The sequence below is a fragment of the Stenotrophomonas sp. TWI1409 genome, assembly GCF_039673015.1.
GTDB classification, from domain to species: Bacteria; Pseudomonadota; Gammaproteobacteria; order Xanthomonadales; family Xanthomonadaceae; genus Stenotrophomonas; species Stenotrophomonas maltophilia_A.
Genome location: NZ_JBDJKU010000027.1, coordinates 21,991 through 47,749, shown reverse-complemented (window position 1 = coordinate 47,749; position 25,759 = coordinate 21,991). Strand labels below are relative to the sequence as shown.

General features: G+C 66.7%; 18 protein-coding genes, 2 tRNA genes and 1 other RNA gene. 7 read left to right on the top strand and 14 right to left on the bottom strand.

The window, feature by feature from the left end:
• Window positions 1–25 precede the first annotated feature (25 nt).
• From recR to dnaX, 3 genes are all read right to left on the bottom strand, one after another.
• A complete protein-coding gene (gene recR / locus ABE423_RS11025) occupies window positions 26–625 on the bottom strand; it encodes a recombination mediator RecR (RefSeq protein ID WP_032127775.1) in 600 nt (199 codons plus the stop codon).
• 141 nt (window positions 626–766) lie between these two features.
• Window positions 767–1,087, bottom strand: coding sequence for a YbaB/EbfC family nucleoid-associated protein (locus ABE423_RS11020; protein ID WP_004154630.1), 321 nt, complete (start codon window positions 1,085–1,087; stop codon window positions 767–769).
• A 6-nt stretch (window positions 1,088–1,093) separates the two neighbouring features.
• Window positions 1,094–3,148: a DNA polymerase III subunit gamma/tau gene (gene dnaX / locus ABE423_RS11015; RefSeq protein WP_346486025.1), complete on the bottom strand. Its 2,055-nt coding sequence runs from the start codon at window positions 3,146–3,148 to the stop codon at window positions 1,094–1,096.
• Window positions 3,149–3,292: 144 nt separating this feature from the next.
• Here dnaX and ABE423_RS11010 point away from each other — a divergent pair.
• Window positions 3,293–3,385, top strand: a tRNA-Ser gene (locus ABE423_RS11010).
• A gap of 278 nt (window positions 3,386–3,663) precedes the next feature.
• On the opposite strand, the gene ABE423_RS11005 is transcribed toward ABE423_RS11010, so the two are convergent.
• Window positions 3,664–4,458, bottom strand: coding sequence for an isocitrate lyase/phosphoenolpyruvate mutase family protein (locus ABE423_RS11005; RefSeq protein ID WP_346486023.1), 795 nt, complete (start codon window positions 4,456–4,458; stop codon window positions 3,664–3,666).
• Between the two features lie 120 nt (window positions 4,459–4,578).
• Here ABE423_RS11005 and ABE423_RS11000 point away from each other — a divergent pair, with 120 nt between their 5' ends.
• Complete coding sequence (locus tag ABE423_RS11000) at window positions 4,579–5,022, top strand: GNAT family N-acetyltransferase (protein ID WP_012510207.1); 444 nt, start codon at window positions 4,579–4,581, stop codon at window positions 5,020–5,022.
• Window positions 5,023–5,079: 57 nt separating this feature from the next.
• On the opposite strand, the gene ABE423_RS10995 is transcribed toward ABE423_RS11000, so the two are convergent.
• Together ABE423_RS10995 and sugE are read right to left on the bottom strand one after the other, a co-directional pair.
• Window positions 5,080–15,960 carry an autotransporter-associated beta strand repeat-containing protein gene (locus ABE423_RS10995; RefSeq protein ID WP_346486021.1) on the bottom strand — a complete coding sequence of 3,627 codons (10,881 nt, stop codon included), beginning with the start codon at window positions 15,958–15,960 and terminating at the stop codon, window positions 5,080–5,082.
• A gap of 359 nt (window positions 15,961–16,319) precedes the next feature.
• Complete coding sequence (sugE, locus tag ABE423_RS10990) at window positions 16,320–16,637, bottom strand: quaternary ammonium compound efflux SMR transporter SugE (RefSeq protein ID WP_346486019.1); 318 nt, start codon at window positions 16,635–16,637, stop codon at window positions 16,320–16,322.
• A 300-nt stretch (window positions 16,638–16,937) separates the two neighbouring features.
• On the opposite strand from sugE, the gene ffs reads away from it, so the two are divergent.
• An RNA gene (gene ffs / locus ABE423_RS10985) (signal recognition particle sRNA small type) lies at window positions 16,938–17,034 on the top strand.
• A 78-nt stretch (window positions 17,035–17,112) separates the two neighbouring features.
• Here ffs and ABE423_RS10980 read toward each other — a convergent pair.
• From ABE423_RS10980 to ABE423_RS10970, 3 genes are read right to left on the bottom strand one after another with little or no spacing between them, the layout of a single operon-like run.
• Window positions 17,113–17,502, bottom strand: a complete 390-nt coding sequence (locus ABE423_RS10980) for a nuclear transport factor 2 family protein (RefSeq protein ID WP_253143536.1) — start codon at window positions 17,500–17,502, stop codon at window positions 17,113–17,115.
• A complete protein-coding gene (locus tag ABE423_RS10975; RefSeq protein ID WP_049421588.1) occupies window positions 17,499–18,266 on the bottom strand; it encodes an MBL fold metallo-hydrolase in 768 nt (255 codons plus the stop codon). Before ABE423_RS10975 ends, ABE423_RS10980 begins: the two co-directional genes overlap by 4 nt.
• Entirely contained in the window at window positions 18,266–19,015 is a 750-nt protein-coding gene (locus ABE423_RS10970) for a 3-deoxy-D-manno-octulosonic acid kinase (protein WP_049400634.1), read from the bottom strand. The genes ABE423_RS10975 and ABE423_RS10970 overlap by 1 nt, the downstream gene beginning before the upstream one ends.
• A 20-nt stretch (window positions 19,016–19,035) precedes the next feature.
• Between ABE423_RS10970 and ABE423_RS10965 the strand changes: the two genes are divergently transcribed.
• Window positions 19,036–20,082, top strand: coding sequence for a glycosyltransferase family 9 protein (locus tag ABE423_RS10965; protein WP_049421589.1), 1,047 nt, complete (start codon window positions 19,036–19,038; stop codon window positions 20,080–20,082).
• A gap of 18 nt (window positions 20,083–20,100) precedes the next feature.
• Here the strand turns inward: ABE423_RS10965 and ABE423_RS10960 are convergent, their stop codons facing one another.
• Window positions 20,101–20,505, bottom strand: coding sequence for a DUF6165 family protein (locus ABE423_RS10960; protein ID WP_046982834.1), 405 nt, complete (start codon window positions 20,503–20,505; stop codon window positions 20,101–20,103).
• Between the two features lie 278 nt (window positions 20,506–20,783).
• A tRNA-Ser gene (locus tag ABE423_RS10955) sits at window positions 20,784–20,874 on the bottom strand.
• Window positions 20,875–21,038: 164 nt separating this feature from the next.
• On the opposite strand from ABE423_RS10955, the gene ABE423_RS10950 reads away from it, so the two are divergent.
• Window positions 21,039–21,743 (top strand): PP2C family serine/threonine-protein phosphatase, encoded by a 705-nt coding sequence (locus ABE423_RS10950; RefSeq protein ID WP_032129328.1) that lies wholly within the window; start codon window positions 21,039–21,041, stop codon window positions 21,741–21,743.
• A 69-nt stretch (window positions 21,744–21,812) separates the two neighbouring features.
• Here ABE423_RS10950 and dnaQ read toward each other — a convergent pair whose 3' ends face one another.
• From dnaQ to ABE423_RS10935, 3 genes are read right to left on the bottom strand one after another with little or no spacing between them, the layout of a single operon-like run.
• A complete protein-coding gene (dnaQ, locus tag ABE423_RS10945) occupies window positions 21,813–22,544 on the bottom strand; it encodes a DNA polymerase III subunit epsilon (RefSeq protein ID WP_049420978.1) in 732 nt (243 codons plus the stop codon).
• A gap of 4 nt (window positions 22,545–22,548) precedes the next feature.
• Entirely contained in the window at window positions 22,549–23,001 is a 453-nt protein-coding gene (rnhA, locus tag ABE423_RS10940) for a ribonuclease HI (RefSeq protein ID WP_032129326.1), read from the bottom strand.
• 13 nt (window positions 23,002–23,014) lie between these two features.
• A complete protein-coding gene (locus ABE423_RS10935; RefSeq protein WP_049400387.1) occupies window positions 23,015–23,659 on the bottom strand; it encodes a methyltransferase domain-containing protein in 645 nt (214 codons plus the stop codon).
• Between the two features lie 11 nt (window positions 23,660–23,670).
• Here ABE423_RS10935 and gloB point away from each other — a divergent pair, with 11 nt between their 5' ends.
• Window positions 23,671–24,435, top strand: a complete 765-nt coding sequence (gene gloB, locus ABE423_RS10930; RefSeq protein WP_032129324.1) for a hydroxyacylglutathione hydrolase — start codon at window positions 23,671–23,673, stop codon at window positions 24,433–24,435.
• The gene (locus ABE423_RS10925) at window positions 24,432–25,631 is read left to right on the top strand and encodes a lytic transglycosylase domain-containing protein (RefSeq protein ID WP_253143535.1); all 1,200 of its coding nucleotides are present in this window, start codon (window positions 24,432–24,434) and stop codon (window positions 25,629–25,631) included. The genes gloB and ABE423_RS10925 overlap by 4 nt, the downstream gene beginning before the upstream one ends.
• Window positions 25,632–25,759 lie beyond the last annotated feature (128 nt).

Genomic DNA, 25,759 nt, shown 5'->3' with positions numbered 1-25,759 from the left:
CGCGCCCGGCCATGCCGGCCGTTGCTCAATCGCGGAATTCGCTGCGCGTCCCGAACGCGTGCGACAGCGTGCCACGATCAACGTATTCCAGTTCGCCGCCCAGCGGCAGGCCCTGCGCCAGGCGGCTGGGCTGCACCTTGCGCGCGCGCGCCAGCTGCGCCAGGTAATGCGCGGTGGCCTCCCCCTCCACAGTGGCGCTGGTGGCGATGATCAGCTCCTGCACCTCGCCTTCGGCCAGCCGCCGCTCCAGCTGCTCCAGGCCCAGCTCGCGCGGGCCGATGCCATCGAGCGGCGACAGCCGTCCCTGCAGCACGAAGTAGACACCGCGGAAGCCGGTGGCGTTCTCGATGGCCAAGCGGTCGGCCGGTGATTCGACCACGCACAGCTGGCTGCGCTCGCGGCTGCTGTTGGCACAGGTCGGGCACAACTCGGTTTCGCTGAAATCGCGGCATTGCGCGCAGTGGCCAATGCGCTCCACCGCCAGCGCCAGGGTTTCGGCCAGGCGCTGGCCACCTTCGCGCTCGCGCTCGAGCAGGTGGTAGGCCATGCGCTGCGCCGTCTTCTGGCCCACGCCAGGCAGCACCCGCAGTGCGTCGATCAATTGTTCAAGCAGGGGTGCGGACACGGCGGCAGGCTTTCATTGCGTCGAGCAGGCTCGACGGCTGTTTGTAGAGTCGAGCCATGCTCGACTGAAGGTTGGAGCAGTCGAGCAAGCTCGACTCTACGGGATCCGTGGCACCCGGTTACACGGGTGCCACGCTGAAAATCAGAACGGCAGCTTCATGCCCGGCGGCAGCTGCATGCCGGCGGTGGCCGAACCCATCTTCGACTTCGACTCGGCATCGATCTTGTTCGAGGCATCGTTGAAGGCGGCGGCGATCAGGTCTTCCAGCATCTCCGGGTCGCTGGCCAGCGACGGGTCGATGCGCACCTTGCGGCATTCCTTGGCGCCGGTCAGGGTCACGCTGACCATGCCACCACCGGCGCTGCCGGTCACTTCGATCTTGGCGATTTCTTCCTGGGCCTTCTGCAGGTTTTCCTGCATCTTCTGGGCCTGCTGCATCAGTTGGGCGATGTTGCCGCGCATAGTGTCCTACTCGTCAAAAGAACGGATGGAATCGGAAACAACCCGGGCGCCGTGCTGTTGGATCAGCACCTGCACTTCCGGATCGTCCATGAAAACAGCCTCTGCCACCTGCTGCCGCTCGCCACGCTGGCGATCGGCACGCTGGTGCAGGGTCTCGGCCGGAACGTGTTCGGTTTCCACGGTCTCGACCACGATCTTCGGCGCCTGGCCGATGGCCTTCTCCAGCATCTCGCCCAGGGCGGCCAGCGCGCGCTCCGAGCGCAGATATTCAAATCCGGGCGAAAGACCCAGTTTCAAGGTCCCGTGCTGGCAACTGATGAAGGCGGCGTTGGCGGCCAACTGCCGCGACGGGCCGCTCAGGCCACTGTTGGCGACCAGATCCAGCCAATCCTCGGCGCTGGCCAGATCGCTGACACCTTCCTGCGGCACGGCATCACGTGCCGGGGCCGGCTCGGCCGGCGCGATGGCAATGCCTTCAGTGCGGAACGGGCGCTCGAGCGGCGCAGGCTCGCTGGGAGCCGCGACGGGAGCTGGCGGTTCATGCCAGGGCGCCACCATGGCAGCGTCCGGCCCAGCCATCTCGGCCGCCAGCGCCTCGTCACGCGCCTCGGCTTCGTCGGTGGCCCACGGCGGCAGGTCGTCGCCCGTTTCGGCTTCAACGGATGCCGGTGCCGCTGCTTCGGCCTTCACCGGCGGCGGTGACACGGGCTCTTCCACCGGAACCGGCTCGGGCTCCGGGGTCGGGTCCGGTTCGGGTCGTGGGGCCGGCTCAGGTTCGGGTTCAGGTTCGCGCGGCGCGGCCTGCGCCGGAGCGGCCACCTGCGCTACTACGGCCGGGCTTGCCGAAGTGGCGGCAGCAACCGGTGTCGCTTCGTGGGTACCCGTACCGCTGCCACCACCGGCAGCATTGCCACCCGGCGCATTGCCTGCACCGTCCACCGACTTCGGCACCGGCGGGACCGCCGCGGCCGGGCGGAACGCCAGCATGCGCAGCACAGCCATTTCAAAGCCCGCGCGCGGGCTAGGCGCCAGCGGCAGGTCACGACGGCCGTTCAAGGCCATCTGATACCAGAGCTGCACCACTTCCGGACGCAGGCGTTCGGCGAACACCGTCGCGTCCAGGCCTTCGGCAGCCGCTGCGGCACCCGGTACCAGCTGCTGCACCTGGATGCGATGCAGGCCTTCGGCAAGCGCTTCCAGTACGCCGCTCCAGTCCGGCGAGAACTCCGCCAGCGCAGCCACCACCTGCAACAGGCGCGGACCATCGCCTTCGGCCAGCGCATCGAGCATCGCTGCCACCTGGGTGCGGTCGACCGTGCCCAGCATGGTGCGCACCACGTCCTCGCGCAGCGCGCCGCCGGCGTAGGCGATCGCCTGGTCCAGCAGCGACAGGCCGTCACGCAGGCTGCCGTCGGCGGCCTTGGCCAGCTGCACGATGGCGCTGCCGTCGGCCTCGATTTCCTCAGCCGCCAGGATGCGGGTCATCTGGCCCTGGATCTGATCCTCGTCCAGGCGCTTGAGGTTGAACTGCAGGCAGCGGCTGAGCACGGTGACCGGCAGCTTCTGCGGGTCGGTGGTGGCCAGCAGGAACTTCACGTGCTCCGGCGGCTCTTCCAGCGTCTTCAGCAGCGCGTTGAACGCCGCCTTGGACAGCATGTGCACTTCGTCGATCAGGTAGACCTTGTACTTGCCACGCGAGGGCATGTACTGCGCGTTCTCGATCACCTCGCGCACGTCATCCACACCGGTGTTGGACGCGGCGTCGATTTCCAGCAGGTCGATGTAGCGGCCAGCGTCGATGTCCAGGCAGGCCGCGCACTGGCCGCATGGGTCTGCGCTGGTGCCCTGCTCGCAGTTCAGCGACTTGGCGAAGATGCGCGCGATGGTGGTCTTGCCCACGCCGCGGGTACCGGTGAACAGGAACGCATGGTGGACCCGGCCGCTGTCCAGCGCGTTGCTGAGCGCACGGACCACGTGTTCCTGGCCCACCAGCTCGGCAAAACGCTTCGGACGCCACTTGCGGGCAAGGACGAGATAGGACATCAGGCCACCGTTTTCCATCGGATGTTCCATTGTGCCATGCCTGTCCAGCCCCCTCGCCTCCGGCACGTCCTTCGCAGGTTCCTGACCGGGGTGCTTGTGAAGTGCCGCGCAGCCCGCTAGAATCTGCGCCCCTGCTGAGGCGTTTGCCGATGGCAGGGATCCGGAGAGGTGTCCGAGTGGTTGAAGGAGCACGCCTGGAAAGTGTGTAAGCGTCTAAACCGCGCTTCGGGGGTTCGAATCCCCCTCTCTCCGCCAGATAACTGAAAAAGGCTGCCCCCAGGGGCGGCCTTTTTCAGTTATCTGGCGCGGGACGCGAAGTGCGCTGCGCGCGCTTCGCCCCAAACGTTGCTGCGCAACCTTTGGGCCCCTCCCTTTGCCTGCCTCTCCCCGCCCCTGTCGGGGCAGCCCCTCAACAGAGGGGCTTGTTCCTCCAGATGGATCAGTAGATCCACGCCATGCGTGGATGCCTCGGCGCGGTCGAATCGACTATCCGCCCATGCCCCAGCCTACCGCTGCCCCCGTCCCCAGCACCCTCACCCTTCGCTGAACAGGTGGTTCAAGGCCACATACCCCGGTGCGCCCTCGGGCATCGCCATCGCGCCGCCGAGAAAATCCGTGGTCGCCGCAGCCATCGCCGCCCACGCGTGCATGAACAGCGCGGGCCCTGCACTCAGCCGCCGCACGCCGGCCTGCGACAGCGCAGCAGGCGACGCAATTCCAGGCAGCCACATGAGGTTGAGGGGCAGCGGCACGGCGCTGGCAACCGCAGCAGCCTCGTCCAGCGCACGCAGCCCCGGCACAAAGCCGCCGTCGGCACCAGCACGTGCATAGGCCTGCAGCCGATCGATGCTCATCCTGACGGCCTCATCACCTTCGGCCAGGCTGCGCAGATACACATCGGTGCGTGCATTGATGAACAGCGATCGCCCGCCAAGCGCCGAGCGGATGGCAGTGATCTTGTCCACCAGCGCCGCAGGACTGCCGGCGCCGTCTTCGATGTTGATCCCGACCGCACCCGCCTCCACCAGGCGCAGCACCCGCGCAGCGACCGCATCGGGAACATCGCTGTAGCCGTCCTCGATATCGACCGTGACCGGCAACGAGATCACACGAGCGATTTCGGACACCCGCTGCAGCAGCGCGGTATCAGGCAGCGCACCGCCATCGGCATAACCGCAGGACCACGCCATCGCAGCACTCGATGTTCCCACCGCGCGGGCCCCCTGCTGCTGGACCAGGCGGGCGCCACCGGCATCCCATACGTTGGGCAGCACGTAAAAATTGGCACCTTGGTGGAGTTGTACGAAACTGGCGTGAGCGTTGGACATGGAACCTCCTGATGACGGGGACCTGCAGTCTGCGCCCGAACCGGTTTCCGGGCTCGCCATGTTCAGACATCAATGGCACGGACCTCGCGCACAATGTGCCCACAACCATGACGTTCCTTCATGACACCCCGCCCCTACTGCTGCAGCGACATGACCGCCTGCCTGTCGATCTTCGACAGCAACGTGCCCACCTACTTCGCACCGGAAGAGCGGAGCGACTTCGAACGCTTCCTGCGTGAGCAGGCAATGGGCTGTGCATTCCAGGTAATCGAACGCGATGGCAGCATCGTGGCCTGTGGCGGCCTGTCGCGCCGCGGCGATGGCAGTGCCGGTTTCTGTTGGGGCATGGTGCAGCGCGCGCTGCACCGGCATGGACTGGGCCGCGAACTGGCGCTGGCGCGCCTGCGCCAGGCCGAAGCGGATCCCTCGATCAATCGCATCACGCTCAGCACCAGCCAGCACACCCAGGGCTTCTACGCCGGCCTGGGCTTCCGGGTGACACGTGTGGTGCCCGATGGCCACGGCGCCGGGATCGACGCTGTGGAAATGGAGCGGGAGCTCTAGCGCTCCCGCCCCGGTGCCATCCACGCGGAGCGTGGATCTACCGCTGGCCCACTCCCCTCAGAAACCCACGCGCAGGTTGATCTGCCCGCCGACGTCGCGGCGACCGTCGCCGTGCTGGCCCTGCACGAACATCGACAGCTGGCTGTTGCGGCCCAGGCCGACCGCCACGCCCAGCTGGCTGACCAGCGCGTTGCGTGCCATCACCGCGCTGTACACATCGAACGCATTGCCGCCGGCCGCGAAGCGGTTGCGGCTGGCCACGTCGGTGTCGCCCGATGCATGCTGCCAGCCGAGGCCGACCGTCAGCTGCGCCGGGAAGCGCTCGCCACTGCCCACGTCCCAGCGCCCACGCACGCCCACGGTGCTGACATTGAGCGTGTCCTTGCCGCCTTCCAGCTCCAGCGCAGCACTGCCGCCCTGTTCCACCGCACGATCGCTGTCGACCCAGTGCTTGGTGAACTGCACGTACGGCTGCAGCTGGGTCCTGCCGTGGCTCCAGGTCCAGCTGCCTTCCACCTGGGCAATGGTCACATCCGAATCCTGGCGGCTGTACAGGGTCTGGCCCAGCAGCGGCACCTCACGCGTGGTGCGCGTGCGGTAGTCGCCGCGCGACACGCTGCCACCGACCGCAAAGCCGTTGTTCCACTGGCCCTGCGCATACAGGCCGAAGGTGTTGCCACGCAGGCGGGCCCGCGAGCTGCGATCGTATAGGCGCGTATCCAGCCGTTCGTTGCCGGCCGCTGCACCCAGCACCACGTGCTCCCCGAGCTGCCAGTCCACGCCGGCCATCAGCGCATTGCGGTTGGAGCGGATGTCATCGCCGTTGCCATCACCATCCTGCTTGAACACCTTGCCGCTGCCGGCCAGCCAGGCCGACGCGCGCTCGCCACGCACGGTCGGCAGCTCACTGCCCAGGCGCTGGCGGATGCCTTCTTCCAGATAGTTGTCATACAGCAGCACAGCGCGGCTGGCGGCATGCACTTCACCGGACAGCTGGTCGAATGCGCTGCGCGCGGTGGCGGCGTCATAGATCAACACCGTGTTGTACAGCCCCAGTGCCGAGCCACTCTGCGGCAGGCTGTCCAGTGCTGCGGCGGTGTTGTACTGGTTGCGCGTCTTCGCCGCCGTGGTGAAGGCTGCGGTCTGCGCCACATCGATCTGCAGATTGGCCGTGTTCGCCGTGTAGACCGGGGTGATGGTCAGGAAGGCCGACGGCGTCTTGGCCGAAGCGAACTGCCCGCTCACGCCACCGCCCGCATTGACCACGGTGTACTGCTGGCCCTGCTGGTAGCTGGTGCTCGGCGAGATGGTATTCACCTGCACGCTGCTGCCACCCACGTTGGCACTGCCACCCACCTGCACCGTGTCGCTGCCGGTGGCACCCAGATCGATGCCCAGCGTGCTGCCCGGCGACAAGGTCAGGTTGCCACCCACCGTGATCGTGCCGGTGCCATTGCCCGCACCGCTGCCATTGCCTGGGCCATTACCCGGCGACAGCACGCCGCCACTGGATACCGTCACGCCACCACCGGTACCCCCGATGGTGCCGGTGCCGGACAGCGTGGTACCGCTGCCGATGGTCCACTGGCCGCCGATGTTGCCGGTGACATTCAGGCCACCGCCGGTGACCTGGCCGGTACCGCTGAAACCACCGCTGTTGCCGCCAAGGTTCAGGCCCCCCGGACCGGCCTGCACGATGCTGCCGCCACCGCTGATGCTGCCGCCCAGCGTGGTGCTGCCACCGGTGTTGATGATCAGCCCACCGTTGTTGGTGATGTTGCCGGTGATCGAGCCACTGGCGCCGCCATTGCCAACCTGCACGGTGCCGCCCGCATTGATGGTCGTGCCACCGGTATAGGTGTTGTTTCCGATAAGCGTAATGGTGCCGTTGCCAGCCTGGGTCAGGCCACCGCTGCCGCTGATGGTGCCACCGACGGTGGTGTTGCCACCGACGTTGAACACCAGGCTGCCGTTGTTGCTGACGTTGCCGGCAATCGATCCGCTCGCGCCGCCGTTGCCGACCTGCAGCGTGCCGCCGGTGTTGATGGTGGTGCCGCCGGTATAGGTGTTGTTGCCGCCCAGGATCAGCGTGCCGCTGCCGGCCTGGGTCAGGCCACCGCTGCCGCTGATGGCGCCGCCGACGGTGGTGTTGCCACCCACGTTGAAGATCAGGCTGCCGTTGTTGGTGACGCTGCCGCCAATCGCACCGGTCGCGCCGCCATTGCCCACCTGCAGGGTGCCACCGGCAGTGATGGTGGTCGGGCCGGTGTAGGTGTTGTTGCCGGTCACGGTCAGTGTGCCGCTGCCGGCCTGGGTCAGGCCACCGCTGCCGCTGATGGTGCCGCCCAGCGTGGTGTTGCCCGCGACGTTGGACACAAGCGTGCCGTTGTTGGTGATGTCGCCGACGATCGAGCCGGTCGCACCACCATTGCCCAGCTGCAGCGTGCCGCCGGCATTGATGGTGGTACCGCCGGTGTAGGTGTTGGTGCCGGTCAGCACCAGCGAGCCACTGCCCGCCTGGGTCAGGCCACCCGTACCACTGATGGTGCCGCCCAGCAGGGTGTTGCCCGCGACGTGGGAGATCAGCGAACCATTGTTGGTGATGTCGCCAGCGATCGAACCGGTCGCTCCACCATTGCCCACCTGCAGCGTGCCACCGGCAGTGATGATGGTGCCGCCGGTGTAGGTGTTGTTGCCGACCAGCGTCAGCACGCCGGCACCGGCCTGGGTCAGGCCACCACTGCCACTGATCGCGCCGCCGACCGTGGTGTTGCCCGCCACGTCGAACACCAGGCTGCCGTTGTTGGCGACATTACCGGTGATCGCACCGGTCGCACCGCCATTGCCGACCTGCAGCGTGCCACCGGCATTGATGGTGGTGCCGCCGGTATAGGTGTTGTTGCCGGTCAGAGTCAGCGTGCCAGCGCCGGCCTGGGTCAGGCCACCGCTGCCGCTGATGGTGCCGCCCAGCGTGGTGTTGCCCGCCACGTTGGAGACCAGCGCACCGTTGTTGGTGATGTCGCCGACGATCGCCCCGGTCGCACCGCCATTGCCGACCTGCAGCGTGCCGCCTGCATTGATGGTGGTACCGCCGGTGTAGGTGTTGTTGCCGGTCAGCACCAGCGTTCCGCTGCCAGCCTGGGTCAGGCCACCGCCACCGCTGACCACACCGCCTACGGTTGCCGTGGTGCCCAGGTTGTAGACCAGGCTGCCGTTGTTGGTGATGTCGCCCAGCACCGAACCGGTGCTGCCACCGTTGCCGAGCTGCAGCGTGCTGCCACCGTTGATGGTGGTGCCACCGGTATAGACGTTGTCGCCGCTCAGGGTCAGCGTGCCGGTGCCACTCTGCACCAGGCCACCGCTGCCACTCAACACGCCAGCGAAGGCGGTGCTGCCGTTGTTGCCGCCGGTGGTGAGGGTTGCGCCACCCAGCACGACGCTGGAGCCGGTCACGCCGGCCAGGCCACCGATGCTCTGATTGCCACCGGCACTGATGTCCAGCGTGCCGGCACCGGTCAGATTGACCGTGCTCGCACCCGACAGGGTGCCACCGGCACCCACTGCCAGGACGCCACTGTTGATCGTGGTGTCACCGGCATAGCTGCTGGCACCGCCGAGAGTGACGGTCGCGGCGCCATCCTTGAGCAGACCACCCGCACCACTGATCACACCATTCAGCGCGAGCGCGTTGCTGCCCGCCAGGGTCAGCGTGCCGCTGGCCAGCTGCACGTTGTTGCCCACGGTCAACGCAGTGGTGCCATCCAGCATGGCGTTGCCGCCCACCGTCAGCGTACCGGTACCCAGCGCACCACCATTGCCCAGCGTCAGGCCACCGGCATTGAGCGCCACGCCGCCGCTGAATGTATTCGCGCCGATCAGGGTCTGCACGCCCGCCCCGTTCTTCACCAGCCCGCCGGTGCCGGTGATGTCACCGGCGAAAGTGGTGTTGCCCACGCCATTGAGGGTCAGCGTGCTGCCGCCCAGCGCAACCGTGCTGCCGGCAACACCAGCCAACGACCCGATGCTCTGCGCACCCCCGGCAGAAATGTCGAACGCCGTACCGGCATTGGCCAATGTCACCGCACCATTCGATGCCAGGCTGCCACCGGCGCCAATCGCCAGCGTGCCCGCATTGATGGTGGTGCCACCGGTGAAGGTATTGTTACCGGTCAGGGTCTGGGTCCCGGTGCCTTCCTTGATCAGCCCACCGGTACCACCCACCGAACCGCTGAACGTGCCATTGGCGGGACCGCCAATGGTCAAGGTGTTTGCCCCCAGGTTCACCGTACCGTTGCCGACCAGGGTGCCGAACTGCTGCGTGCCGCTGCCCGCCGACAGATCGAAGGTCGCGCCCGAAGCCAGATTGACGATGCCACTGGCATGCAGGCTCGCGCCGGCGCCCAATGCCAGCGTACCGGCATTGATGAAGGTGCCACCGGTATAGGTATTGGTACCGTTCAAGGTCAGCGTCGCCAAACCGTCCTTGGTCAGCGCTCCGGTGCCACTCAGGTTGCCGTTGAGGGTGAGGTTGTTGCTGCCGAGCACGGTCAGCCCGGCGTTGAGGACGAAGTTGTTGGCCAGCGTCACCGCAGTGTTCGAATCGAGCGTGCCGTTGCCACCCACCGTTACCGCCCCGGTACCCAGAGCTGCATCGTTGCCGACCACCAGGCCGCCTGCATTGAGCGTTACACCACCACTGAAGGTGCTGGCGCCGTTGAAGGTCTGCACGCCCGCACCGTTCTTGATCAGGCCACCGTTGCCGGTGATCGCGCCATTGAAGGCACTGTCAACGGTGCCGCCCAGGGTCAGCGCGCTACCACCCAGCGCCACGGTGCTGCCGGCCACACCGGCAAGCGAACCGATGCTCTGGTTGCCGGCCGAGATGTCGAGGGTACCGGTACCGGCCAGGTCCACCGCACCGGTCGAGGCCAGGCTGCCACCAGCACCGATGGCCAGCGTGCCGCTGTTGATGGTGGTGCCTCCGGTGTAGGTATTCGCACCGGTCAGGGTCACGGTGGCCGCACCGTTCTTGATCAGGCCACCGGTACCGGAAACCATGCCGCCCAGGGTGAGCGCATTGCTGCCCAGCAGGTCGAGGTTGGCGCCCGATGCCAGCGCGATGTTGTTGGCCAGGTTGGCCGCGATCGAAGCATCCAGCGTAGCGTTGGCACCCACGGTCAGCGCACCGCTGCCGAGCGCGGCGTTGTTGCCGACCACCAGGCCGCCGCCATTGAGCGCCAGGCCGCCACTGAACAGGTTGGCGCCACCCAGCGTCAGGATGCCGGTGCCGTTCTTGACCAGGCCGCCGGTACCGGAGATCGCGCCGTCGAACACGCTGTTGCCGTTGCCGCCGAGGATCAGCGACTGCGCCCCCAGACTGACCGTGGAGCCGATCACGCCGGCCAGCGAACCAATGGTCTGGCTGGCACCGGACGTCGAGATGTCGAAGCCGGTTCCCGCTGCGGTGAGTGTCACTGCACCGGTGGCCGCCAGGCTGCCACCCGGACCGATCGCCAGTGTGCCGGCATTGATGAAGGTGCCGCCGGTGTAGGTGTTGGCACCGGTCAGCGTCTCGATGCCCGCACCGACCTTGGTCAGGCCACCCGTACCTGCGATAGAGCCACTGAAGGTGCCATTGGTCGCCCCGCCGACTTCGATCGAATTGGCGCCCAGGTTGACCGTACCGTTGCCGACCAGGGTGCCGAACACCTGCGTGCCACTGCCGGCCGACAGATCCAGCGTCGCGCCGGTGGCGAGGTTCACGGTACCGCTCGCCGCCAGGCTTGCACCGGCACCCAGCGCCAGTGTGCCGGTGTTGATGTTGGTACCACCGGTATAGGTGTTGATGCCATTCAAGGTCAGCGTTGCGACGCCATCCTTGGTCAGGCTGCCGGTACCGGAAATCACCCCGTTGAGCGTCAGTGCATTGGTGCCCAGTACGGTCAGACCTGCGTTGAGCGCGATGTTGTTGGTCAGTGCTGCCAGGCCGGTGGTGTCCAGCGTGGCCGTCCCGCCGACGGTGAGCGCGCCAGAGCCCAGCGCCGCGTCGTTGCCCAGCAGCAGGCCGCCGGCATTGAGCGTGACGCCGCCGCCGAAGGTGTTGGCAGCAGACAACGTCTGCACGCCCGCGCCCACTTTGACCAGACCACCACCGCCACTGATCACGCCGTCGAAGGCAGCATTGCCGGCCGTGCCGAAGGTCAACGAATTGCCACCCAGCGCCAGCGTGCTTCCGCCCGCACCGTTGAGCGCGCCGATGGTCTGGCTGCTGCCGGCACCGGAGATATCGAAGCCAGCGCCTGCGCCCAGCGTGACATCACCCGCCGCGGCAAGGCTGCCACCTGTTCCCAGTGCCAGCGTACCGGCGTTGATGGTGGTACCGCCGGTATAGGTGTTGGCACCGGACAGCGTCAGCGTGGTGGCACCGTTCTTGATCAGGCTGCCGTTGCCATCGATCACACCCGACAGCGTCAGCGCATTGCTGCCCGGCAATGTCAGTGCGACACCCGAGCCCAGCGTGACCGCATTGCCGAGCGTCGCTGCAGCACCCGCATCCAGCGTGGTGCTGGCATTCACCGCCAGCGTGCCGGAACCGAGTGCGCCGTTCGCGCCGACCACCAGGCCACCACCGTTCAAGGTCAGGCCGCCACCGAAGGTATTGGTGTTGTTGAGCGTCAGCAGGCCTGCACCGTTCTTGATCAGGCTGCCGCTGCCGGCCACCACGCCTGCAAGGGTGAGATCGCTGCTGCCGCCCAGCGTCAGCTGCGTACCCCCACCGAAGTTCACGGCGTTGGCCAGGTTCAGTGCCGTCGTTCCGTCCAGGCTGACGTTGCCGCCGATGCCCAGTGTGCCCGTGCCCAGCGCCCCCGAATTCCCGAGGATCAGGCCACCGGCATCAAGCGCGACACCGCCACTGAAGGTATTGGCACCGGACAGCGTCTGCACGCCAGCACCGACCTTGATCAGCCCACCGCTGCCATCGATGGCACCGGCAAAGCTGCCATTGCTGGCGCCACCGAAAGTAAGGGTCTGCGTGCCCAATGCCACATGGCTGCCTGCCGCGCCGTTCAACGCGCCAATGGTCTGCCCGGCACCCGCTGCGGAGATGTCCAGCGTCGCGCCGGCACCGGCGAGGTCCACCGCACCGATGGCGGCAAGACTGCCACCTGCGCCGAGTGCCAGCGTACCTGCGTTGACCGTAGCGCCACCGAGGAAGGTATTGGCACCGGACAAGGTCAGCGTCGAGGCGCCGTCCTTGATCAGGCCACCGGCACCACTCACCACACCGCTCAGAGTGAGATTGCTGCTGCCCGGCAGGGTCAGCGTATTGGCGCCCAGGTTCACTGCATTGACCAGCGAAACCGGGGCGCTCGCATCCAGAGAAACATTGCCGCCGATGTTCAGTGCACCGGTACCCAACGCACCGTTGGCGCCGACCGACAGACCGCCCGCGTTCAGCGCCAGACCACCACTGAAGGTGTTGCTGTTGTTCAACGACAGCACACCGGTGCCGGTCTTGATCAGGCTGCCGGTACCCGACACCAGCCCGCCCAGTGCGACGTTCTGGTTGCTGGTCAGGCTCAGCTGCGCACCAGCGTCCAGGTCAATGGCGTTGGCCAGGTTCAATGCCACCGAACTGTCGAGGGTGGCGTTGGCGCCCACTGCAAGCAGACCGGTTCCCAGCGCGCCGGCGTTGCCCAGCATCAGGCCACCACCGTTGAGCACCAGCCCGCCACCGAAGGTATTGGCACCGTTGAGGGTAAGCGTGGTGGCACCGTTCTTGACCAGGCCGCCGGCTCCGGAAACCACCCCGCCAAGCGTGATCGCCTGCGCGCCCGGCAACGACAGCGAGGCCCCCGTCCCAAGCGCCACATTGTTGGTCAGGTTCAGTGCCGTGCTGCCATCGAGCGATGCATTGCCACCCACGCTCAACGCGCCCGTGCCGAGTGCACCGCTGTTGCCCAGCAGCAGGCTGCCGGCATTGAGGTTCAGGCCGCCGCTGAACGCATTGGTACCGTTCAAGGTCAGCAGCGAGGCGCCGTTCTTGGTCAGGCTGCCGCTGCCGGTGATGTTGCCGCCCAGGGTCAGGTTCTGGCTGCCGGGCAGGGTCAGCACCGCGCCAAGGTTGATGGCATTGCCCAGATTCAGTGCTGCGGTTGCGTCGAGCGAGCCATTGCCGCTGACCGTCAACGCGCCGGTACCGAGTGCACTGCCGTTGCCCAGCAGCAGGCCACCGGCCGCCAGGTTCAGGCCACCACTGAAGGTATTGGCGCCGCTGAGCGTCTGCGTGCCCGTTCCCTGCTTGACCAGGCCACCGGTACCGCCGATCACGCCGCCGAAGGTCTGGTTGGTGGCGTCGCCAAAGGTGAGCGTGCTGCCGCCCAGCGTCACGGTGCTGCCGGCGATGCCGGACAGCGCGCCGATGGTCTGGTTGCCGCCGAGCGAGATGTCCAGCTCCGTCCCTGCATTGACCAGATTCACTGCACCGGTGGCTGCGAGACTGCCGCCACTGGCCAGCGCGACCTTGCCTGCGTTGATCGCCAATCCACCGGTGAACGCATTGGCGCCGCCCAGCGTCAACGTAGCAGCGCCGTTCTTGACCAGGCTGCCGGTGCCGCTGATGACGCCGCCCAGGGTCAGCGCATTGCTGCCCAGCACGCTGAGCGAGCCGCCGGCCCCCAGGTTGATGCCATTGCCCACGCTCAGCGCCGTGCTGGCATCAAGCGTTGCCACACCACCGACACTCAGTGCACCGGTTCCCAGCGCACCGCCGTTGCCGAGGACCAGCCCACCAGCCGTGAGCGACAGTCCTCCACCAAACGTGTTGGCGTTGTTGAGGGTCAGGGTGGCCGCACCGTTCTTGACCAGGCTGCCGGTACCACCGACGACGCCGTTGAAGGTCAACGCCTGGTTCCCGGACAGATTGAGGATGCCGCCCGCGCCCAGATTGACCGCGTTGGTGAGAGCGAGCGCCCCGGTGCCATCGAGAGACACGTTGCCGCCAACACTAAGTGTTCCAGTACCCAGCGCGCCTGCATTGCCCAGCAGCAGGCCACCGCCGTTGAGCGTGACGCCACCTGTGAAGGTATTGGCGCCCGACAGGGTCTGGGTACCCGTACCGACCTTGACCAGCGCGCCGCCGACACCGCCGATGACGCCGGAGAAGCTGGTGCTGGTGTTCAGGCCACCCAACGTGAGGCTGCGCGCGCCAAGGTTGAGCGCACCGGATCCGGCGAGTGAGCCGATGGTCTGGCTGGCCGCAACCGAGAGATCGAGGTTGGTACCTGCGCTCAGCGAGATCGCACTTGTCGGTGACAGGCTGCCACCGGCGCCCAATGCCAGCGCACCACCGGTGACCGCGAAGGAGCCCGTAAGCAGGTTGGCACCATTCAAGGTGAGGGTACCCGGACCCGCCTTGACCAGGTCGCCAGCGCCGGAGATCGAACCATTCAGGCCCAGCGCGTTGCTGCCCAGCAGGTTGAGCGTGCCGCCACCGTTGATGACGAGGTTGTTGCCCAGATTGAAGTTGGCCGAGGTATCCAGCGAAGCGTTGCCACCGACGGTCAGACTGCCGCTGCCGAGCGCACCGGCATTGCCGAGCACCAGGCCGCCAGCATTGAGGTTGACGCCACCGCTGAACAGGTTCGCACCGCCCAGGGTGACGATGCCGGTGTTGTTGACCGTCAGCCCACCGGTACCGGATAGCACGCCACTCAAACCGAAGCCTTGGGCACCGCCCAGGTTCAACCCGCCATTGAGGGTGAAATTGTTGCCCAGCGACAGGCCTGCACCACTGGCCGCGATCGAGCCGCCAGTGACGGTAAACAGGCCGGAACCGAATGCGGCGTTGTTGTTGAAGTTCACCACGCCGCCACCGAGGGTGATCGCGCCCGTGCCCGACCACGGCCCCTGCAGGTTCCAGGTGCCGCTGTTGACGGTGAGCTTCTGGAAGCCGATGTAGTTGGTCCAGCCGATGCTCGACGCAGGCCCGTTGTTACTGGCGTTGTCCTGCAGCACCAGGGTGTTGTTGGCGGCACCGGTGCCGATGCCTGCATCAACCGTGCCCGCCGCTGCGACCTTGACCCCGGTTACGCCGGCGAGCAGGCCTGCAGGTGCGCTACCGCCACCGGTAACCACGGTGGACCCTGCCACGGCAGTGAAAGTATTGCCGCCGGTGGAATCACCCAGATGCACACTGCCCGAGATCGTGCCCGAATTGGTGAACGTATTGCCTGTCGAAGCGCCCAGGCCGACACGACCGGTGATGCTGCCACGGTTGGTCACGTTGGCCTGTGCTCCGCCATAGGTCACCACCGACGTCGCATCCGCAAGCTGCCCTATCCCCAGCAGCGACATTCCAATCGAACCATCATTGACCAGCGTGGTGGTCCCACCTGCGGCATTCTGCGCGGTGACCGCCTGGCCGCCGAAACCCAGCAAAGTGCCGATGTTGAAGATGCCCTTGATCTGGCCGCCAGTCTGGTTGTTGACCGTGATCGCGCTGCCACCGGCGGTGTTGTTGCCGACCACCAGGCCGGCCGCGGCCAGGCTGAGACCACCGGTCAGGAACGGATCGATCGTGCCGGCGTTGTTGACCGTGGTGTTGCTGCCGCTCAACGTCACCGCATTGCCGCCCAACAGCAGAGGCACGCTGAACACCGCGCCATTGGCGATGTTCAACGTCAGGCCGCTGGTCGGGTTGACGTAGTTGTTGATGTTGGTGGAGCTGTCGCAGTTGACGGTCGTGGTGCCAGTGCACGCTGCGAAGGCCGAACCACTGGCCAGCGTGGCAGCCAATGCCACCGCCAACTGGTGCGCCCGCAATCGCGGCACCCGCCCTGCGCAGACCGCGCTTCCGCCGGGATTCTGGGTGACCTCCGAAGCAACCTGCATTACGCCGAGGGCGCGATTGAAAACCAGACGGTAAATGCGGTTCATCGGTAAATCTCCATGAAAAGACCGGATGGCACTGCAGGCAGGCTTTTTTTGAAGACAATGCGGCCCACCCCGGCTCCCGACACGGGAACAAGGCCTGGCTTCATTAACTTCTGAAAATCTTCACATCTTCACGCGACCGCACCTGGAAAAGGCAGGTCAACGTGTCCGTCAAGGCGAAAACTCCCCGATTTCGCATGACGAATGGCGGCACTGTGCGGCCGATGGCGCCAGCGGCATGTGAATCACGCTCGTTATTTTCATGACGCACGTCAAATAAAACGGGCGGACAAAATGGTTTTGCCGAAAATGCATATACCTGCAGCAGGCGGAGATTCCTTTCTCCGCCCAACTAAATGCATTCAGCTACTCGAGAGTTTCATCAGCACCAGGCCGGAAACGATCAGCACCGCCGCACCGATCCGCATCGGGCTGACCTGCTCACCGAAGAAGACGATGCCGACCACGAACGCACCGACCGCGCCGATGCCGGTCCAGATCGTGTAGGCGGTGCCCAGCGGCAGGCTGCGCATGGCCACCGCCAGCAGCCAGAAGCTGGCGATCATGCCGATGATGGTGACCACGGTAGGGGTGAGCTTGGTGAAGCCTTCGGACTGCTTCATGGACACGGCCCAGACGATTTCCAGCAGGCCGGCGAACAACAGATAGATCCAGGCCATGACAGCCCTCCTCTTGGTAGGGCCAGGCCGTCCTGGTCATTGATTCCCGATGCGGGGGAGGTCGTTCCTCCTGGCCGGCATTCTAGCAACGCCGGTCGGCGCGGGGCGTTGCCGGCAGACGCGGGTTACAGCCGATTCAGTGCACGAAGCTGGCGTCGATGTACCTGCCTGCGCTATAGTTGCCGTCTGCCATCGGCCAGCCGATGTGCAGTCCGGCTGTGGTCTCCGGCGCATCGCGCGCTGCTTCCCCTGATCCGTGAACCGGCCGCCCACTGGGCGGCCAACGTCTCTATGGTGGCCCCGTCGGCCCCTCGCGACGCTAGGTCGAAAATCCCGCCAGGGCCGGAAGGCAGCAACGGTATCGATCGACGCGGGCGCCGAGGTCAGCCGGCGGGGCCACCGCCTTTTCCGGCGACGCCCCGCCTCTGGTAGATGCCAGCCTTGGCTGGCGCCCTTCACCGGGCATCGCCCACCACTACCCCGCCGCGGGCGTGCCCTGGTGAAACACCACCCTCCATTCCTGCGCATGCCGTCGCCACAGCGAACTGCGCAACACCCAGCCCTGGGCCTGGCCATCAACGTGATAGCGGCTGCGGTAGCGCACCTGGGCCAGATCCTCGGCCAACAGCCACACCGCGTACTGTTCCGATTCGATCAGCACCTGCGCGCGCTCCAGCGGGATCTCCTGCAACGCCGCATCACGGCCGTAGCATTGCCCGGAACTGCCGATCTCGCTGAAATCCTCGTCCAGAAGTGCCGCCAGTTGCTCGCGATCGGCCCGCACCTGCGGCGCATGCAGCGCGCGTTCCAGCGCCTCCAGCTCGGCAGCCAGCGCCGCGTCGGCGGGCTGGCCAGCACCGCTCACGGCGGATCCTGCACCAGCACGTGCGGTGCAGTGGGGTTGGCCAGCGGCACGCACTGCCCCGGCTGCGCCACACGGTGCCCCCGCGCGGCCAGCGCCTGGCCGTCGGCCGCGCTCGCATAGTGGTAGAGCATCATCCGCGCCTGCAGTTCGGCGCTGTACTCGCGCTCCAGGTCGTCCACGCCGGTGTGCGACGGGTTGCCATGCAGGCCGCAGTCGTGCGCGATCAGTTCATTGTCGTTGGCGAAGCGGGCCAGCATCTCCGGAATCGGCCGGGTATCGCCGCTCCAGGTCAGCGCGCCCTGCAGGCGCAGGCCATAGGCCGTCTCCGGCCAGTGGTGGCGCACCGGGAACACTTCCAGGCGCACGCCCTCGTGCCAGAACGCCTCGCCCACCACGACCAGCTGGAACGCATCCCAGAAGTTGGCACCGCCCTCGGCCAGCACATTCGGATAATCACCGATGCGCTTGTGCAGCAGCGGCACCACCGTGGCGGGCACGTACAGGCGCACCTTGCCGCACCGGTGCGCGTTGAAGAAGGTATCGACGAACAGCCGCTCGAAGCCCGCTACGTGGTCCAGGTGCACATGGGTGACGAACAGCGCCTGCGGCATGTGCCCGTAGTGCGCCTTGAACGCGGTCAGGCCTTCGCCGCCACAGTCGATGGTCAACCACGGCCGACCGTCCCGTTCGATCACCGACATCGGCGACCCCAGCTCGACCGCCGACGCATTGCCGACGCCGAGGAAACGCAACGACCAGTCCATCAGGTGCCCCGGTTCCAGGCCATGTCATAGGCGCGGCGCAGCCGCGCGTAATCCTTCTGCACGTCTTCCATGCTGCGCTCGCCGCGCAGCTTGATCAGCGAGCGCAGCAGGCGCTTGAGATTGCGTTCGCGCCAGGCGGTCGCCGGGATGCGGATCACCCCGCGGTCGAAGTCGATCAACCAGCCGTGGCCGTTGCCGTCGAACAGGATGTTGTGCGCATTGAGGTCGGCATGGTCCAGGCCGGCACGATGGAAGCGGGCGATCAGCCGCCCGGTCTCCTCCCACGGTGCGCCCCGGCCCGCGACCAGCGCGCGGTCGGCCAGCGAACGGACACCCTCGATCCGCTCCATCAGGATCGCAGCCCGGTAGCGCAGGCCCTCACGCATGTAGAACGCCGCCAGTGGCCGGGGCACCGGCAGCTTTTTCTCGCGCAGCGCGCGCATCAGCCGGAATTCGGCGAAGCTGCGCGTCCGGTCCGCGCCGCGCCAGAGGTACTGGTCATGGCTGATCTTCGCCGCCAGGCCACCGCGCAGGTAGTGGCGCAGCACGCTGGCGCCGAACGGCGCATCGACGAACCAGGCGCTGCCACGACCGCCCTCGCCCACCGGCCGAGCCCTGCTGCCCCAGTGCTGGGGCGAGAACAGGCCGATCTCGGCTTGCCGCAGCCGCTCGCGGTCGAACAGAATGGCCCCGATGCCGCGACCCTCGCGGCATGGCGTCAGCGCTTCATTGGCGTCGAATGCGACCATTTCATTGAGTCTAACAACACATGGCATCAGCGTCCTCCTCCTTGTGCCTCCTGCGCCTGTCCGCACTTGGCGATGTCACCCACGTGGTGCCCCTGGTGCGCACCCTGCAGGCTGCGCGCCCGGATACGCCGATCCACTGGATCATCGACAAGGCCGGCCACAAGCTGCTCGACGGCCTGCCCGGTGTCACCTTCCATGCCTACGACAAGAAGAGCGGCATGGCCGGGGTCAAGGAACTGCGCAGGCAGCTGCCGCCGGGGCGCTTCGAAGCGCTGTTGCAGATGCAGGTGGCGTTCCGCGCCAACCTGCTGTCGGCCTTCATTCCCGCAGAGCGTCGCATCGGCTATGACCGCAGCCGCTCGAAGGACCTGCATGGTCTCTTCATCAACGAACGCATCCCCGACCGCCCCGGCATCCATGTGCTGGATGCCATCGGCAGTTTCTGTGAACCCCTTGGCCTGCGCCAGACCGAGGTCAGCTGGGACCTGGCGGTGCCACAGTCCGCGTATGAGTGGGCTGCCGCGCAATGGCAGGACGATGGCCGCCCGGTGTTGATGATCTCGCCCTGTTCCAGCCACGTGCGCCGCAACTGGTATGCAGACCGCTACGCCGCCGTGGCCAACCACGCCGCACAGCGCGGTTGGCAGGTGGTGCTGTGCGGAGGCCGCAGCGAACTGGAGCGCAGCATGGCCGATGCCATCCAGGCGCAGCTGCACACACCGGCGCTTGACCTGGTCGGCAAGGACACCTTGAAGCAGCTGCCGGCGCTGCTGGCCCGCGCCAATCTGGTGATGACCCCGGACTCGGGCCCGATGCACATCGCCAACGCGATGGGCGCCAAGGTACTGGGCCTGCACGCGGCCAGCAACCCGAACCGCAGCGGTCCCTATTCCGACCGCCGCTACTGCGTGGACCGCTACGACGATGCCGCGCGCAAGTACCTGGCCAAGCAGGCCACCGATCTGAAGTGGGGCACCAAGATCGAGTTCGACGATGTGATGGAACTGATCACCGTGGAAGACGGTATCGCTGCGTTCGAACGCTACGTCGCCGACCACCTGGGGTGAGCAGCAGGCTGCCCCGGATTACGCGCGCTGCGCGTAATCCTGGTAGGACTTCTCTTCCACGTACGCCGAACCCAGCGCCAGGTTGATCGCCTTCTTGATGCGCGCGCGTTCGTCATTGCGCAGGTAGACGCTGCGCGCCAGGTCGATGAAACCCTGGTCGAACGCCTGCGCCTTCTCTTTCAGGCGGATGTCGTCCTCGATGTCCCACAGCTGCTCGTTGACCGCCTTCAGCTCGGCACGCAGCTTGGCGATGTCCTTCACCGCCGCCGGGTGTGCCATCCAGGTCTGCTCCAGCGCCGACAGTTCTTTGCGCACGTTGGCCAGCTTGCCCTCGTCACTGATGCGCTCGGACTTGATCTGCAGGATCGAGATCTTGTCCAGCAGCTCGCCGAAAGAAACGGGGACGAGGATTTCAGCAGTCATGGGGAAAGCTCCAGCAGGTGATGCAGGCAGTTTAACCCGCAGCTCGCGATGGAATGGGTAGATCCACGGCATGCGTGGATGAGCCTGCCAGCAGGAACAGCATCCACGCATGGCGTGGATCTACTGATGCACCTGCCCCGACAGGGGCGGGGAGAGGCCGGCAAAGGGAGGGGCCCACAGGTTGCGCAGCAACGTGTGGGGCGACGCGCAGAGCGCGGCGCGTCCCGCGCCAGATTAAAGAAAAAGGGCTGCCTTTCGGCAGCCCTTTTTCTTTAATCTGGCGGAGAGGGGGGGATTCGAACCCCCGAGGCGCTATAAACGCCTGCCTGATTTCGAGTCAGGTACATTCAACCACTCTGCCACCTCTCCGGGTGGTCCCCGGCGGACCGGGGACGCGCATCATACGAGGAAGTGAGGCCGACGACAAGTCATTCCGGCCAACGAAGTGAAAATTTCCTGAGCGCATGCCTTGCCGGATGCGCGCAGCCACCCGATGATGCCTGTCTCCCCAGCAACACCCCGCCCCAGCGCCCATGATCGAATTCGGACACCTCACCCACCCCGGCATGCGCCGCGAGCTCAACGAGGACACCTACTACGGTGACAGTGAGCTGGCCCTGTGGCTGGTGGCCGACGGCATGGGCGGGCACGCCTGCGGTGAAGTGGCCAGCGCGCTGGCGCGCGAGACCATCGTGCGCGAGATCCGCCGCGGCGCACCGCTGGCGCAGGCCATCCGCACCGCCGACGAAGAGATCATCCGCGCCTCGCGCCGGCGCAACGACACGTTGCCGATGGGCACCACCGTGGTCGCCGCACGGGTACAGGGCAACCGCTATGAAGTGGCGTGGGTTGGCGACAGCCGTGCCTACCTGTGGCGCGACGGACAGCTGGCCCAGCTCAGCCAGGACCACAGCGTGGTGCAGGAGCTGGTCGCGCAGGGCAACCTGACCGCCGAACAGGCGCGTGCGCATCCGCACCGCAACGTGGTCACCCAGGCGCTGGGCGTGACCGATCCGGCGCATCTGAACGTGGCCACCACCAGCGGCGAACTGCGCCCGGGCATGCAGCTGCTGCTGTGCAGTGACGGCCTGACCGAGGAAGTGGACGACCGCAGCATTGCCCGCACCCTCGCCTTCGAGGATGCCAGCGCACAGGAATGCGTGGACACGCTGGTCGCCGCCGCGCTCGACGGCGGCGGCCGCGACAACATCAGCGTGATCCTGGTGCGCTGCCACTAACCGGTAGATCCATGCCATGCGTGGATGCGGCGCTGCCGGCCAGCGGCCGGCACTACCCCATCCCAGGCATTACGCGCTGGCGGGCTCTTCCACCTTCGGGCCATCCCACAGCGCGTGGCCAGCCTTCTTGCGCAGCCGCTCCAGTCGCGCCGCATGCGCTTCCAGCTCCGACGGCGTGGCCACCACGCGCGGGCGCGGCAGCAGCTTGCTGGTGTCGAAGGCCTGCAGCGCCGCACCGGCAGCACCGCCATCGTCATCGCCCAGACCGAAGCCGATTTCTTCCTGGCCCGAGGTCAGCGCGATATAGACGTCGCCCAGGATCTGCGCATCGAGCAGGCCGCCGTGCAGCGCACGGTGCGAGTTGTCCACGCCCAGCCGCTTGCACAGCGCATCCAGCGAGTTGCGCTGGCCCGGGAAGCGCTCACGCGCCATCACCAGGGTATCGATCACGGCGCAGCGGTCGGTGATCTTCCCGTACTGCGGCCCCAGCAGCGACAACTCGTTGTCGAGGAAGCCGAGGTCGAACGCCGCGTTGTGGATGATCAGCTCGGCGCCATCGATGAAGGCCAGGAACTCGTCGGCGATCTGCGCGAAGTCCGGCTTGTCATCGAGGAACTCCAGGGTCAGGCCGGTGACTTCCTGCGCGCCCTGTTCGAACTCGCAGTCCGGCTTGATGTACTGGTGATAGTTGTTGCCGGTCGGGCGGCGCTTGAACAGCTCCACGCAGCCGATTTCGACGATGCGGTTGCCCTTCTTCCACTCCAGGCCGGTGGTTTCGGTATCGAGGATGATCTGACGCATGGGCTCAGTTTACCGGGCTGGCGTCGCGGATCTGGATCGCCGCGTTGCGGGCCAGCGTATCCACCCGCTCATTGTCCGGGTCGCCGGAGTGACCCTTCACCCAGCGCCAGTCGATCTGATGCCGCAGCGTGGCCGCCTGCAGGCGCTCCCACAGCTCGCGGTTCTTTACCGGATCGCCGCCAGCCGTCTTCCAGTTCTTGCGGATCCAGCCCGGCATCCACTGGGTCAGACCCTGCCGCACATACTGCGAATCGGTATAGAGCACGATGTTGCACGGCTCGGTCAGCGACTCCAGCCCGGAAATGGCCGCCATCAGCTCCATCCGGTTGTTAGTGGTGTGCGCCTCGCCACCGCTCAGTTCGCGCTCGTGGCCCTTGTAGCGCAGCAGCGCAGCCCAGCCGCCGGGGCCGGGATTGCCAAGGCAGGAACCGTCGGTGTGGATTTCGATGGTTTTCAATACAACTCCAGAATCAGGTAGCTACGGTGCCGTGCCAGCGCACCGGCAGCGGTTTCGGCCCAGGCAGGGCCAGCGTACGTTTTTCCGCATGGAACAGGCAGGCCGCGCGCAGCGGCGCCCAACCTCCGGGACGACGGCTGCCCGCACCGCGCCAGAGCGGGCCCAGGTAACGCATATCGTCGCATTCCAGCCCATGACGGCCGAGCAGCAGGCGGATCCGCTGTGGCGTGCGCACCACCAGTCCATGCTGGCGCCATCGCGTGCGATACGGACTGAACGGATTGAGGCTGCTCAGCCACAGATGGCCGCCCGGCATCAGTACGCGCTCGCACTCGTCGAGCAGCCGGTCGGCATCGGCCGCGGTGACATGCTGCAGCACGATCGCATTTACGCTTTCATTGGCCAGCGGCAGCGGCAGCGCACAACGGGTGTCGCCGGCATAGCCCTGCCCCTGCCGGAACAGGCGCAGACCGCGTCCGCCCAGCTGTGCATCGTCCAGCCAGGCCGCACTTGGTGCGATCCACAGCCAGGGCTGCGCCGGCAGCACCGACAGCTGCGGCAGCAGCAATTGCCGCTCCAGCACGCGCAAGGCCTCCGCCGGTTCACTGTCGAACCACGGGGTCTGGCTCGCTTGACGGGTGCTCTGCAGCGCGGGCATGGTCCAATTCTATGCGACTGACTGCCCTGCCCGCATTTGCGGATAACTACATCTGGACGCTGATCGACAACGAGGGCGCTGCCGTGGTCGTCGACCCCGGCGATGCCGCGCCAGTGCTCGCGCTGGCCGATCAGGGCCTGCGCGTGGACACGATCCTGCTCACCCATCACCACGACGACCACATCGGTGGCGTGCCGGCATTGCAGGCGCGTTTCCCCGGCGTACGGGTCATCGCGCCGGTCGAGGAACGCATTCCCACGGCCACCGAGCGGGTCGGCGAAGGTGAACGCGTTCAGGCACTGGGCCGGACGTTCCACGTACTATCCGTGCCCGGGCATACCCGCAGCCACATCGCGTTTCACACTGCTGAACATCTTTTCAGCGGAGATTCGTTGTTCAGCCTGGGCTGTGGACGCCTGTTCGAAGGTACGCCGTCCCAGCTGCTGGCGTCGATGCGCAAGCTGGGTGCCCTGCCCGCGCAACTGCTGCTTTGTTGCGCTCATGAGTACACCGTGTCAAATGCCGTCTTCGCGCGGCATGTCGACCCCGCCAACGCTGCCTTGTGGCAGCGCCAAGAGGAGGCTTTGGCCATGCGCCGCGATGACCGTTCCACCCTGCCGGTAACCCTGGCCAACGAATTCGACTGCAATCCCTTCCTGCGTGTGCACGCTGCACCGATCCGTGCGTCGGTGTCGGCACACCTGGGCCGTGACGTCGTGGACGACGTCGACGTGATGGCCGGTCTCCGGCACTGGAAAGACGGCTTCCGCGCATGATGCGCCGAAGTCTGCCGCTGGCCCTGGGCCTTGCCCTGGGGCTGGCCGGAACCGCGGGCGCACAGTCGCTGGGCGCCGGCATCAGCCAGAACCTGACCGCCGCTGCGGCGCTGCCGCTGGATCCGTCCGCGCTGCCTGCGCCCTCGGTGCGCAATGGTCAGGAGATCTTCACCAGCTTCCGCGACGGCCTGGCCGAGCCCAGCTGCGATGCCGAGGCTACCAGCCCGCGCTGGCAGAAGCAGTTCGCCCACGCCCCCTCGCGCCTGGCCAACCAGGATGACGATGCGCTGGTGCTGTTCGGCTATGTGGTCGAAGAGCTGCGCAAGGCCGACCTGCCCACCGAGTTCGCGCTGATTCCCTTCGTGGAAAGCGGCTACCGGCCCAATGCCCGCAATGGCAGCGGCCCGACCGGCCTGTGGCAGTTCATCGCCACCACGGCGCGCAACCACCGCGTACCCATGGCCAACGGCTACGACGGCCGCCTGTCGGCGGTTGATTCCACCCAGGCCGCGGTGCGCTACCTGAAGACCCTGCACGGCATGTTCGGCGGCGACTGGCGACTGGCCACCATGGCCTACAACGCCGGCGAGTACCGGGTGCTGCAGTCCATGCGCAAGGCCGGCATGAACGCGCAGAATGCCAAGCCGGCAGCCCTGCCGGGGCTGTCGCCGGTTACCCATGCCTATGTCGAGAAGCTGCATGCCCTGGCCTGCGTGCTGGAAGACGTGGAGGACCAGCCTCGCGTAATGGCCTCGCTGGACCGCACCGTGCCGGTGTTGAAGGACCACACCCTGCCGGCCGGCACCAGCGTCCAGCAGTGGGCCGCACAGCGCGCCCTGGACCCCGCCAGGATCGCCCGCCTCAACCCGGCCCTGGCCGCCGGCAACCGCGCCTCGGGAACCACCCGGGTCCTGGCCCCGGTCTCGGCCGCTAATGCGACGGTGACGGAAGCCGCGACCACGCTGGTGGCCAGCACTGCACCGGTTGCCACGACCACGCCGACGCCGCAGGTGGCCAAGACCGTGGCCGCGATCGCCGACCGCCCGCGCAGCCGCCGCCACACCGTGCGTGATGGCGAGTCGGCCTGGACCATCGCCCGCCGCTACGGCATGCCGGTAAAGGCCCTGCTGTCGCTGAACGGCCTGAGTGGCAGCAGCGTGCTGAAGCCCGGCGCAGTGCTGCGCGTGGAAGACTGACGGCCCCCAACACCGCGGTATCTGCTCTCTGTAGAGTCGAGCCATGCTCGACTTCCGCTCGCGGGATGGTCGGCGCAAAAAGCAGTCGAGCATGGCTCGACTCTACATAGCCGCAAGCACAAAAAAAG